At 43.6% G+C, this 12,816-nt stretch carries 12 protein-coding genes and 1 pseudogene; 6 read left to right on the forward strand and 7 right to left on the reverse strand.

Features of this window, described 5'->3' with window-relative positions; genetic code table 11:
- Together AB4232_RS22775 and AB4232_RS12390 are read right to left on the reverse strand one after the other, a co-directional pair.
- Nucleotides 1-68, reverse strand: a pseudogene (locus tag AB4232_RS22775) (1,4-alpha-glucan branching protein); the annotation flags it as partial.
- 123 nt (nt 69-191) lie between these two features.
- Nucleotides 192-839, reverse strand: a complete 648-nt coding sequence (locus AB4232_RS12390) for a hypothetical protein (RefSeq protein WP_135380743.1) — start codon at nt 837-839, stop codon at nt 192-194.
- 32 nt (nt 840-871) lie between these two features.
- On the opposite strand from AB4232_RS12390, the gene AB4232_RS12395 reads away from it, so the two are divergent.
- The 4 genes from AB4232_RS12395 to AB4232_RS12410 all read left to right on the forward strand — a co-directional run bounded on the left by AB4232_RS12395 (nt 872) and on the right by AB4232_RS12410 (nt 6,106).
- Complete coding sequence (locus AB4232_RS12395; protein WP_206208321.1) at nt 872-1,354, forward strand: GFA family protein; 483 nt, start codon at nt 872-874, stop codon at nt 1,352-1,354.
- A 150-nt stretch (nt 1,355-1,504) separates the two neighbouring features.
- Nucleotides 1,505-2,179 (forward strand): YoaK family protein, encoded by a 675-nt coding sequence (locus tag AB4232_RS12400; RefSeq protein ID WP_135380741.1) that lies wholly within the window; start codon nt 1,505-1,507, stop codon nt 2,177-2,179.
- 228 nt (nt 2,180-2,407) lie between these two features.
- Nucleotides 2,408-3,778 carry a YjiH family protein gene (locus tag AB4232_RS12405; protein ID WP_012600269.1) on the forward strand — a complete coding sequence of 457 codons (1,371 nt, stop codon included), beginning with the start codon at nt 2,408-2,410 and terminating at the stop codon, nt 3,776-3,778.
- 456 nt (nt 3,779-4,234) lie between these two features.
- Nucleotides 4,235-6,106 (forward strand): methyl-accepting chemotaxis protein, encoded by a 1,872-nt coding sequence (locus tag AB4232_RS12410; RefSeq protein WP_012600268.1) that lies wholly within the window; start codon nt 4,235-4,237, stop codon nt 6,104-6,106.
- A gap of 166 nt (nt 6,107-6,272) precedes the next feature.
- On the opposite strand, the gene AB4232_RS12415 is transcribed toward AB4232_RS12410, so the two are convergent.
- Entirely contained in the window at nt 6,273-7,658 is a 1,386-nt protein-coding gene (locus tag AB4232_RS12415) for an alpha-amylase family glycosyl hydrolase (protein WP_372087220.1), read from the reverse strand.
- 283 nt (nt 7,659-7,941) lie between these two features.
- A complete protein-coding gene (ppiC, locus tag AB4232_RS12420; RefSeq protein ID WP_009845728.1) occupies nt 7,942-8,220 on the reverse strand; it encodes a peptidylprolyl isomerase PpiC in 279 nt (92 codons plus the stop codon).
- A 283-nt stretch (nt 8,221-8,503) separates the two neighbouring features.
- On the opposite strand from ppiC, the gene AB4232_RS12425 reads away from it, so the two are divergent.
- On the forward strand, nt 8,504-9,418 hold the full coding sequence (locus AB4232_RS12425; protein WP_372087221.1) for a chemotaxis protein: 915 nt from the start codon (nt 8,504-8,506) through the stop codon (nt 9,416-9,418).
- Nucleotides 9,419-9,471: 53 nt separating this feature from the next.
- Here the strand turns inward: AB4232_RS12425 and hutZ are convergent, their stop codons facing one another.
- The 3 genes from hutZ to hutW all read right to left on the reverse strand — a co-directional run bounded on the left by hutZ (nt 9,472) and on the right by hutW (nt 12,133).
- Nucleotides 9,472-10,002, reverse strand: a complete 531-nt coding sequence (gene hutZ, locus AB4232_RS12430; protein ID WP_012600265.1) for a heme utilization protein HutZ — start codon at nt 10,000-10,002, stop codon at nt 9,472-9,474.
- Between the two features lie 141 nt (nt 10,003-10,143).
- On the reverse strand, nt 10,144-10,665 hold the full coding sequence (gene hutX / locus AB4232_RS12435; RefSeq protein WP_269334659.1) for a heme utilization cystosolic carrier protein HutX: 522 nt from the start codon (nt 10,663-10,665) through the stop codon (nt 10,144-10,146).
- Between the two features lie 58 nt (nt 10,666-10,723).
- Nucleotides 10,724-12,133: a heme anaerobic degradation radical SAM methyltransferase ChuW/HutW gene (gene hutW, locus AB4232_RS12440; protein ID WP_372087222.1), complete on the reverse strand. Its 1,410-nt coding sequence runs from the start codon at nt 12,131-12,133 to the stop codon at nt 10,724-10,726.
- A 160-nt stretch (nt 12,134-12,293) separates the two neighbouring features.
- Here hutW and AB4232_RS12445 point away from each other — a divergent pair.
- A partial coding sequence (locus AB4232_RS12445; RefSeq protein ID WP_372087223.1) for an energy transducer TonB occupies nt 12,294-12,816 on the forward strand: 523 nt, incomplete at its 3' end.

Here is a 12,816-nt window from a genome sequence, read left to right on the forward strand (position 1 = left end):
TCTTGAGCTTCTAGCTCGAAAGTCACTTCAACTTCATCTTTCGTCTTAAAAAAACGTTTATTAATCATTCGCAAGCTCCATTTGTAAAGTAAGCAGACACAAAGCTAAGTGTGTCTAAATTTCATTCATCTACTTAAGATAATATGTAATTTAGCTCACATAAACAACAGTTCCTTGCTCTAACAAAAATGTCATTGATCATCAATTGATTGCGTATTGAAAGAAAAACTCATTAACACCTTTTCAGATTGCAATTCTGGAAAAGATTGTTCCGCAGAATGTCGAGTAAAGCCGATAAAACCTTCCCCAGAGAGTTTGCTTTGTGAATCGAGCAGCTGAGTAATCTCTAAAGTTTGGATTCTCACACGGTCACCAAGAAAGAATTGGTCAACTAACACGACGCGGCTTCGATGCTGGTCATGTTTAAACAGGCCAAGATAATAGAAAACGCCACTGCCTTGGTTAGATACCCACATAGGTGCAACAAAGAAACTCGCCTTGCCTAACGTGACACTTGAAAGGTTGTTGGTGCCTACGGTGACCACACCACGCTCAACACCGGAGTCATACCGCCCAAACGCGATTGATCTTGGTCCATCGACTTCATTAATAAAGGCGTACGCGTTGGTTTCAGGAACTTTGATTGTCCATGGGTTAGTCGTCTTCAAATCAAAAACGGTTTCAACAACAGGGTCATAACTGACTTGAGAAGAAGGAAACTTCGCCAAGATCTCTTCGTCACTTAAGCTAAAGCGATAAATACCCGCCAGTATCACCACAACCAGCATGATAATAGGAATCAGTAAAATCAGAGGTATAGGTAAGATTTTCTTTTTCATGAGCAATTATATTCTTTTGTTTTCATCCAGTTGTGCAGACCATAAAGGGCTTTAGTATAATTATCAATACAGGGTTAACCAGAAGTGGAGCACGGATGGATATCAATCATATTAAAGAGAAGAATATCAGAAGTTGCGAATGCCGCTGTGGAGCCGTCAATTTAGTCTGCAGAGGCGAGCCTCAACGCACCTCCGTATGCCATTGTTATGAATGTCAGAAGCGCACCGGAAGTGTGTTCGGGGTTCAGGCTCGATTTCCCATAGAACAAGTGACACTCAACGGAGAGGTCACCTCCTTTTCACGTATCAGTGACACGGGCAATGAAGTCACCTACCAGTTTTGCCCTAAATGTGGCACTACCATGCTATTGCAGTCGGTTGCCGCCGCCGATTTTTATGTCGTCCCGCTCGGACTATTTAAAGAGCAAGACTTTCCGCTACCAAGCTTTTCAGTCTACGAAGAACGCAAACACGGATGGGTCAAATTTGAACACCAGATGAGTCACTACAACTAGCCTGTTACTGACCATTTTCTCTATAAAGCAACAGTATTGGAACAAACTGCAAGACTGTTGCCTAAGATCAAATATCAACGTTCTACAACGCTAGCGTATCTTTTCGCTAGCGTTATAATCTGCTCCTCTTTTTAACCCAGGGTGAACCACATGATTTCTAAACTACCTCGCTGGGTTGAATACGGCGCCTTACTGTTAGCGGGCCTTGCTGGCAGCGTTAATGCTATTGGTTTACTCGGCTTCCAACATCAAGCTATCTCCCATATTTCAGGCACCATGTCTTTACTTGGCAGCAGCCTGCTCACGCCGACTTCAACTTCTATGCACCTCCTGCTAATCATTATGAGCTTTATGCTAGGTGCCGCGTTCAGCGGATTCTTTATCGAAAATCAAGCATTGAAGTTAGGACGCCGTTACGGTGTTGCGCTATGTATTGAGGGTGGATTGCTGTTCTTGGCGCTTTGGGCACTGTTACAAGGCTACACTTCAGGCCAGTATTTCGCTTCAGCCGCGTGTGGTTTGCAGAACGCAATGATCACCACCTATAGCGGGGCGATCATTCGCACCACACACATGAGCGGGATCATCACAGACCTTGGGATCATGATTGGCGCACGCTTAAAGGGGATGCCTTTTGACCGCCGTAAAGCCAAACTTCTTATGTTCATCGTTGTTGGCTTTCTGTTTGGTGGTTTAAGTGGTGCTTGCCTGTTCCAGCGCTTTGAAATTTTGGCACTGGCTTTCCCTGCCTCTTTCGCGTTCATTATCGCGTTTAGCTACTGGCTTTACCTAACTTATCGAACTGAAGCCTCAGTAAATTTATAAACGCCTAGTAATAACCATGAGAATATGTAACATCTGCAACACTTTATTCTAAACTCATAATGTGTTGCAGAATAACCTGTGTGAATATTTAGCGATATTTGATGAATAGTATTGCAAGTGGTATTAATACTCGGTAATCTTGCACCCAATGAGAAAATACGGATGTTTAGAGAATAAAAATGCCAAGGATGTGGCTTTTTTACATGTAGAAATACGAGAATAATTAACATGTCTAACAACACGAATACTGCTCAACCAGAGAAATCTAAAGGCAGTTTCTGGGTTTTCTTAATCCCATCTCTGATTGGTTTATTCCTTTTCATGGCGCCAATTAGCTACCAAGGTGATCTCACTATCCCTGTCGCTATTCTAGCTAAATCAATTCAAGCGGTTTTCGGTGAGTCTCTAGTTGCTATTATCACTGCAATCGTTGCCTTCATGTCTGTAGCTTCCGTGTTAAGCACCATTTTCAAACCTACATTCATTACATCGAATTCATTTCTAAACGGTCTTTTCAACCCATCTCCACTGTGGTTATTGGTTCGTATTATCGGTGGTGCTGCAGCATTCATGGCTTTCTTCCAAGTTGGCCCTGAGTTTATCTGGGAAGAAAACACCGGTGGTCTCGTGTTAGAGGGCCTATTGCCGACTCTATTTTCAGTATTCATCTTTGCCGGTTTACTATTACCACTTCTACTTAACTTCGGTTTGTTAGAACTGTTTGGCACCTTACTAAGTAAAGTGATGCGTCCAATCTTCAACCTGCCGGGTCGTAGTGCTATCGATTGTATGGCTTCTTGGTTAGGTGACGGCAGCGTTGGTATCCTGCTTACAAGCAAACAGTACGAGAAGAAATTCTACACTCAACGTGAAGCCGCTGTTGTTGGTACGACTTTCTCAGCAGTGTCTATCACGTTCAGCCTTGTAGTGATTGCTCAAGTAGAACTAGAGCACCTATTCCTACCTTTCTACGCAGCAATCTGCTTAGCAGGTATTGTGGCCGCGGTAATCATCCCTCGCCTTCCTCCACTGAGCATGAAGAAAGACACCTTCATTGATGGTACAAAGCCTCACAAAGATGCTGATGCAATCCCAGCGGGTCACTCGACTTTCTCTTGGGGTCTTGAACTCGCGGTAAATAAGGCATCACAAGTGAAGTCTGCTAAGTCTGTATTTGGTGAAGGCATTCGTAACGCAGTCGACATGGTATTCGGCGTTCTTCCTGTTGTAATGGGGCTAGGTACAATGGCATTGGTGATTGCAGAATACACCTCTGTGTTCTCATTCCTAGGTCAGCCTTTCATTCCATTCCTTGAGCTACTTGGAGTACCTGAAGCGGTTGCAGCATCTGAAACCATTGTTGTTGGTTTTGCGGATATGTTCATCCCAGCGATCCTTGCCGCTTCTATCGACAACGAGATGACTCGCTTTGTTATTGCAGCAATGTCGGTAACTCAGCTGATCTACATGTCTGAAGTCGGCGCTCTGCTTCTAGGCAGTAAGATTCCCGTGAATATCCTTGAACTGTTTATTATTTTTATTCTACGTACGTTAATTACACTTCCGGTTATCGCAGGTGTAGCGCATCTAATATTTTAAATTAGACGCACTGATACAGTGTAATAAATAACCTGATTTATAATAGCCTCACTTTTGTGGGGCTTTTTTTGCCTAATATATTCACTCTCCGGTTTAAAATACATACACTCTCCTGTTTGAAATATCGCCAATATACGAATTGAGAATATCATTTGATTTCATATTAATTCCCTTACACCTCTCCCTTATATAATAAACCATACGCATATTCGCCTAATTAATACCCTCCTCACTTTGTTTGCCTTTGATTAAGCCAACTCTTTAACTCATTGAACCAAAAAACAAAAGTAGCAAGTATGTAATTAACTGAGTTTTACGTTGTGCGGGTTGTTGTATTTTTGTAGTCTATTTTGTGAAATTACATTCAAGTAAATCCCAACAATGTCGATATATATATAATTACAAAAACACGATTAGCTTTAGTTTTCGCAAAGCTTGTGAGAAGAGGAAAACACAATGAAATTTAGCCATAAGGTGGTTGCAGCATCATCAGCCTTGCTATTAGTGACAGTATCATTGCTTTCAATACAGCAACTTTACACCGTAAAAAGTGCTGTAGAGAACCACGTCAATGCAAGCCTGAAAGAGATGGTCTCTGGGATTAAGAACACCGTAGCATCAGAGATGAATGCTAAAAAAGCACTGGCTCAGTCGACGACTGAAGTCATCGAAATCAACCCTCAAGATCGTACATACGTTCAAAACATCCTAGAAAAGCCAAAACTTAAAGGCAGCTTTCTCGCGGTTGGTTTTGGTTATGACGCAAACGGTTTCGTTATTGAAAATGATGATGGTTGGGAAGCTGGCCCGGATTACGACCCACGAATCCGCCCTTGGTTCATTGATGCTAAGTCCAAAAACAGTTTAGTTGTTACCGACCCTTATGTGGACGTATCAAGCAAGAAAGTCATCATTTCAATTGGTACGCCAGTGCAAGAAAACGGCCGTTTCACTGCAGGTATGTTCTACGACCTAGAACTAACCAACCTTGCGACCTTGGTAAACCAAGTGAACTTGTTTGACGCGGGTTACTTATTCCTAGTCACTGCCGACGGCACGACGATTGCTCACCCTAATGCTAAGAACAATGGCGAAACGCTATCAAGCTACCTGCCACAAGCGACTATTCGCGAGGGATCTCAACAAATTGAAGTCGACGGTAAAAAGTTCCTAGTGAACTTCACTCACATCCCAAGTGAAGATTGGTACATCGGCGCAATACTTGATGAAGAGATCGCATTCCAAACGGTTGAAGATCTGAAAAACAGCTCGATAATCTACTCTTTAATTGCGGTTATTCTCAGCATCATTGCATTAACCGTCCTTATTCGTGTGTTAATGCGCCCGCTTGAGACGCTTAACCAAGCCATTCAAGATGTTGCGAGCGGACAAGGTGACTTAACTAAACGTCTAGATACCAATACAGATAAAGAGTTCTCTGACCTTGCGAAAGGCTTCAACACCTTTACTGAAAACCTGCAAAATCAAATCATTCAATCCAAAGCGATTGGTGTTGAGATTAAACGTGGCACTGAAATCACAGTAAAAGGCGCGGGTGAGTCAGCGAATGCGATGAATACTCAGCTGCAAGAGCTTGAACAGCTAGCCACCGCAATGAACGAGATGGCCGTTACCGCAACGGAAGTAGCAAACAACGCTCAAGGCGCAGCCGCCGCGGCTCGTGAAGCTGACGATGCGACACTAGACGGTACATCTGTAGTAAGTGACACGACTCAAGCAATTGATAACCTTTCAGCGCGTATCGACCAGGCAGTTGCAGAAGTACAAGTACTTGAATCAGCAACAGCAAATATCGAGACGATTCTAAAAGTAATCAACGATATCGCAGACCAAACCAACCTACTTGCGTTGAATGCAGCTATTGAAGCGGCGCGTGCTGGTGAATCGGGCCGTGGTTTCGCTGTCGTTGCCGATGAAGTTCGCACACTAGCGCAACGTACTCAAGAGTCGACCACTGAAATCCGCAACATGATCGAGCAACTCCAAGCTGGCGCAAGTTCGGTATCTAACGCGATGAATCAAAGTAAAGACACAGCCACTGACGCCGTTGAACGCGCTCAGCAAGCAAACTCTTCACTTGACCGCATCCGCGACGCGATTCAGCGCATCTCTGATATGAATATTCAAATTGCTTCAGCAGCTGAAGAGCAGAGTTTAGTAGCGGAAGAGATCAACAACAACACAGTTAAGATCAAAGACCTTTCAACACAGGTATCGAACGCAGCTCAAGACGCAAACACAGCAATGCAAGTTCAAACTGACAATGTTCGCCAACAAGACGAACTATTAAACAAGTTTACGGTTTAACCGCCTTAGCGTTTAGCTAACTAACACCTTGTTTAACTAACACCCTGTTTAGTAAGCAATAAACAGCTTTAAATAAAAAACCCCGCTTACTGGTAATCAGTAAGCGGGGTTTTCTTTTCAAGGTTTTCTTTGCAAAATTTGCTTTCTAACTCGTAACAGGCTCGAGCTAGTTGGTCGTCAGCATCATGCACTGGTTGGATTCAACCTTAATAGTTAAGTCCTTACCAACACATTCGAACACTTCGCCAGACAACAGATCCGTCACAGCGCCTGTCCAATTTAATGAAGCCGTCTTGCTTCGTTTCGATTTATTAATCACCACAATGCCTTTGTCGCCACGAACAAACACCAACAAGTCATCATTGGCTTCAACCACCCGCATCGCTTCACCATGAACATGGTTATGGAATTGAATCATGTTTTTCATGTAAGGCGCTTGCCAGTCGTTCAGCCAACGAGGTTGGCCGCTCTTGTCCAGAATACCGCTGGTGCTGAGTTCACTGTAAACAAGTGGCACACCGCCATCTCGTCCAAGAATAAAGGCGTGAGCTAATTGCTCGTCGACTTCATCCATCACATGTTCCAAAAACACCTCGTTATTTGGAATGTCATGAGTGACAGCAAAAGTGATCGCTCGCATATTCGACAGAGCTTGACCAAAACAATATGGGTTGATCAGAGATTTAAAGCTGCCCTGCTCTTCAAAAGCTTTGAAGATGGTATTGAACAGCGGAAAATCATACGCCCCTAAACGAGTGTGTTTAAGGTAAGGCTCAAGGAACAGTTCGTACTCTTCTTTGGTTGCACCACCGTCAGTAATGATCTCGCCAAATATATGCATTTCTTCACAGATATCATCAGTCCAAACCTTACGTAGATGTGACAGTGTCATGTGTTTCGCTGCGTCGATGCGAAACCCTTTCACACCAATCACTTTCAAGGCTTTTAGGTAAGCTCGCTGCTGTGTAACCACATTGTCGTTGTCTAACAGCGTTGGCAGGCCTGGATCGCTTGCTCCACCAGTAATACGTCCGTTTTGCACCTCCCAAGTATCTTTCCAGTTCTTGATACCAAACGCTTCGACAAAGTCGTTCTCATCAAACAAAGGTTTAGAAAGATCACCAAACAAACGAACGGATTCGTAATACTCAGAATCTTGCTGGTAAGACGCCATGTCTTGTCGATTTGGATACGTCAAATCACCGCGAATACTCGACTCGTTAGCCATGTGGTTAAACACAACGTCCACATAGGTACGAAGCCCATGTTGCTTTAACGTGTTCACCATTGCAGTGAAGTCTTGCGTATCACCAAGCTGATTATCGATCACACGATAATCTTGGGGTTGATAGCGCTGCCACCATTGGGTACCTGTATCTCGATCACAGCCTTTAGGCCCTCGTAACGACTTCATTGCCGGCGAGACTAAAACAGATTTATAACCCAACTCTTGAATCAGAGGGGCGTTCTTCATTACGTCAGCGTAGCACCAGTCAAAAGCATGCAATATAACATCTGTCGCTGGGGTGCTTAACATAGCTGAACTCTCCATGTTGTTCTCCTACCAAACTCGTTTACAGCTTTCTAGATAAATACAAAGGCTAAAAGGCAAAGCTGCATAAATTTCCTTAAGAATGGTATTTATTATATGAGTTACTCATTAAAACCCCTCCTCCTCCCACCGATTAGTCAAGGTGGATAGTTAAGGGCGTAGCGCCAATTATCGCATAACGTCCGGGATGAACACTCAGCCATAATGTTTTTAAATGCGCCCAAAAATGACAAAAAAAGAGCGTATCTACGCTCCTTTTATTCAATTTAACACATATTAATGACTAAGTTCGGTAAAGAACCTTCACTACGTGCCAGCCAAATTTTGTTTTTACCAGATGTGGTACAAGTGTCTCGCCAGAGAAACAAATCTTATCAAACTGAGGCACCATTTGACCTTTTTTGAACTCGCCTAGGTCGCCGCCCTTTTTACCAGATGGACAGGTTGAATGCTTCTTCGCTAGCGTTTGAAATTTAGCGCCCTTTTTAAGCTGCGTCATGATGTCTTCTGCTAATTCTTTATGCTTCACCAATATATGAAGCGCTGCTGCTGTTCTTGCCATGATAATTCTCAGTTTGTTGCGGTCAGTTTATTTGTGATGATTACGTAGAATTCATCAGAGTACTGACTGTTGTAATTCAGCTTACGGCTAACGACTTGTCGACAAAAGTCCATCAAACGCCTGCGTTTAGCGTGATTTTAACCCAAGAATCATCATTCTTCACTCTATAACCGAAAACAACCCCCTTAAAGATCTTTAAAAACCGCATAGTGACTTGCTGCGGATGCCATTTCCCTTTAAATTAATCCTTATAGATTAAGCGCGTATTAAGTAGGAGCCACTTATGGCCAAACCGATAAGTAAAGCGAGTCAGTCACAGGGAATGCTGATGTTCAAGTTATCCCTCACTCAAAGTTTTGCGATAGGCACGCTTAAGGTCAGAGAAATCGTTCCTTTCCAGCCAATGACCCAAATCCCTTACTCTCATCACCATGTGATTGGTACCGTCACGATTCGCGATCTTACGGTTCCAGTTATTGATATGTCCGCAGCTATTGGGTTTCGGCCGATCACACCGACTGAATACCAAGACTGTGTGCTCATCGTGACAGATTGCTTAAGAACCGTTGTAGCATTCTTGGTTCGTTCGATTGATAAAATCATTGAATGTGACTGGAAGAGTATTGAGTCGCCACCCGCGAGTGTAGGAACCAATGTGTTTGTTACCGGCATTACACGTTTTGAAGATCGTATCGTGCAGATGCTCGACGTAGAGTTATTACTTTCTAAGATTTACCCTGCTTATGAAAACGCACATATTCCGATGCTGACTGATGTCGAAAGAGAACGCCTAAAAGCGCTGAATATTCTACTGGTTGATGACTCTTTGATCGCACGAAAACAGCTGTCTGATGCCTTAGACAGCATCAACATCCCTTACAGCATTTGCAACAACGGCTTAGATGCCATCGACCTGATGCGCCGTGAAGCAAGCAAAGGCACTGCAATTGATCTTCTCGTGAGTGATATCGAGATGCCCGGGTTAGATGGTTATGAACTTGCATTTGAAGTACAAAACGACAGCGCACTCAGTCATGCCTACTGTATTTTACATACTTCACTATCCAGTGAGATATGTGTTGACCGAGCCAATCAGGTGGGAGCACATGAAGCGCTAGAGAAATTCAATGCAGGCGAATTAATCGAAGCCATGTTGCGCGGAGCGAAAGCCCTAAACGACGCGGCTATGACTGCTTAGACACAAAAAAGCCCTCACATTAGAGGGCTCCTAAAGTAATCCGTTAAACGAGCTTACTCGTTAGACACTTTTTTGTGACCTTCTTGCAGGTGAACGAAATCCACTAAGTCGTCGCCAGATACTTGGTATGCCTGACCGAAACCTTTTACGAACAGGCCATTCTCTGCTTTAAGGTTGAATAGAGAAAAATCTTGAAGTTGGCTTAAACCATCAATAATCTCACCAAAACGTTCTTGCATCTGGCCAATAACTTGAGTCCAAAGCTCCGTTTCACGCTCTACAACACTTGCTTGTGCATCAAAGGTTAGACGCTTACGTGCATAAAGCTGCTTAGAGCTCTCTTCATCTTCGATCATCATCAAAGAGACTTGTGGGTTCGCTTTTAAGTTACGAGCATGACGAGCAACGTCAGAAATTAGAACAAAGTAACCTTCTTGGTTCTGTACGAAAGGCGCGTAACTTACGTTCGGGCGACCGTCTTGATCAACTGTTGCAAGTTGAAGAGTACGGCGCTCTTGGCGAAACTCTTTGATTTCTGGACCTAGGCGACCTTGTAGGCGTTCTTGTTTTACTTGTTGTTCCATCGATAATTCCTTTCTTCACTTTCTCTTATTTATTATTTTTACCCAAGGTTGAGCGTTCATTAGTAAACTAAGTGGACCTCGAGCATTCATATTTTCTTTAAGCTAGCTGGCAATCTTATTTAAGCTTGATGTTGACTGTACTTAAGCTCGTTCTTTTAGTGCTTTGAAGCGTTCAACTTGGTCGACAATCAGCTCTCGCTTTTCATTGCGACCTAGGTAAATCTTAAAAATGTTTTCGCCTGTTTCACTGAAGAAACCGAAGTAATGACTTTCACGCCCCATGAACGCCTTGCTCACCAAACCAATATGTTTGATGTTATCCAGTTTTAAGTGGCCATGCAGCTCGCCTTCTTTACCCATCAGATTGTAGTAACCACGTGCGACTTTGCCTTTAGGGAACGGCGCCTTTACTTCGAAGATTGAACCAAATGAATGCATAATTGTGGTCACTGGGCCCCAACCAACCAAACCTTCTAGAATATCTTGAGCACGGCTGCCATCTAACATCACCGCCATGTCTCCAGGAAAAGCAGCGACAACTTCAACCTCTGAAACACCTAGCTTCTCAGCAATCGCTGTAGGAAGCAGTTTTGGTTCTTCTTCTAGAATGCGTGCGACACGTTGTTCTAAAGTTTCTGTCATTGCGAATGTTGTATCTGTCATTGAATAAGTTTCCGTATAAACGAGTGATTTACGTAAGTTATAAACTAAAAATTCGAGATTAAGCGTGCTTCAAACTTGCATGCGGGTGAGCACCCAAGCCAGAGGCAGTTGGTGCTGGGTGCAAGGTCTGATACTCAGTGTTAAGCACTTGAATCACACTCTGTGCAAGACTTACCGCCCAGAAGCTGCCAGCTATAGTCAGGCTCAGGTAATCTTCCGAAAGATCAACTAGGCCATTCTTTTCCCAATGTGAAAACAGAGGCTTCAGGTAGTCAAACGTGTCTTGCCCCATAAAACTCGGCAACGTACTTCTTCTTACAACACCAGAATCAAAACCGGCTTTCAATGAAGAGAAGATTGGCTCTAGTGAGCTTTGCTTGGTCATCATGGCTATTGGCAATTGACCTTGCTTTATAGACTCCATGTAGCTGTCTAAAGTTCGATGTTGCATCACACCATGACCACCGATGTTGCCACCAGCGCCACAACCAATGGGTAGAACTTCGGCATAAGTTTTCGCTAAGCTGTTGTAAATGCTGCGTTCGCGGTTATCACGAGTCCAGTGATTCACGCTCAGTTGCTTAACCTTGTGCTTTGCCATGAACTCAACGCCCGCCAAGTACATACTCGCCTTATCTGGCGTATTAGCCGGTGGTGGGATTTTTCCTTTCTCAACAAGATTAAGCATAGGCGCGTTGCCCGAAACAATCAGTTGGTAGAGGTCAATACCGTGTGCGCCAGTCGACATGTAGTCTTCTAAATCTTGTTGAAATACTTCCATAGACTGGTGTGGCAACCCGTATAGCAAATCAAGAACGATAGGCGCTTGTTCAGTGCGACTCAGTGAACTGATACGTTCCAACACAACTTCTCGGTCATCCAAGCGCTTAGCACTGCGTCGAACTTGAGTATTGAAACTTTGAATACCGAATGAGAAACGATTGAAGCCACCTTCCAGCGAACGATCAAACATCTCGTCGCCAAATCGATTAATCCGCCCTTCTAAGGTCATTTCCACATCGTTCGCTAATGGGAAGTGTTGACGAATAGCCTTACCTAACAGCTCAACTTGTAGAGGAGATAAATCGGTGGGTGTTCCACCACCAATATAGACGGCGTGAAATAGTCCAGACTGAGCCCAAGAGGTTTTGGCTTTTTGCATTAGCTCAACCATCAGTGCATCAAAATACTCATCCACTAATTTACGGCTTGCGGCATTTTGGAAGAAATTGCAGAACGTACAACGCACGCGACAAAAAGGAATATGGATATACAAACAACGTTTATCCTGTTTCTTTCCTTCACTCAGCATCAATTCATCAAAGATTTCCAATTTCTTGCTCGGGTCGACCGGGATTGAGCTTCCCCCAGCATGTGCAGATTGCTTTTTGGCAAATGCAAAACGAAGTGGATCTGGGCTAGAAACGCCCAGAATTGATTCGTCAAACTTATATATATCAACGCTCATATAATCTCTCTAAACACTTATATAGCAAAGCCTGGAAGACTGTTTGCTAAAACTGAGAGAATCATAAATAGACGCAAATGATAATGCAATTGATAATTGATCTTATTTAGATTCTAAGCAATAATCCGATACATATTTTAGATTTGGTGAAGGATTGAATGTGAACGTTCCTAGATATGTTATTGCAGGCGGTGCATCGTTAGTGATTCATGCGGCGATGTTATTTGTCGCTCAAGAATCCAAAGTCTTTGCAATGCCAGCAGGTAGCCAATCGAACACGGTATCGATCAACTTCACTCCAAAGAGCGTTCCCTCACAAGCTCAGAAAAAAACCGTTACAGAGCCAGTTGAGCCTGAGCCAATCAAGGAAACGCTCTCACACCCAGAACCTAAACCTGTCGAACCGAAAGCAGTAGAGCCAAAGCAAGCTAAACCTGCACCAAAGAAAAAAGCGATCACCAATAAGCCTCAGCCCAAGAAAGTAGAGAAAAAGGTTGTGGAGAAGACAGTCGAGAAGAAGCCGATTCAAAAAAAACCGGTGACTCAACCAGAAAAGCTGGCCGACAAAAAAGTCGATAAAAATATGGACGAGTCCGCCAACCAACCTCGACAAGTTAACCAAGGCGTATCTAACCAAGAGCCGGTGTTAATCACTAGGCCCTCTTTTTCAGCTCGTCCAACAC

This window comes from Vibrio sp. 10N.286.46.A8 (assembly GCF_041470165.1).
GTDB classification, from domain to species: Bacteria; Pseudomonadota; Gammaproteobacteria; order Enterobacterales; family Vibrionaceae; genus Vibrio; species Vibrio tasmaniensis_A.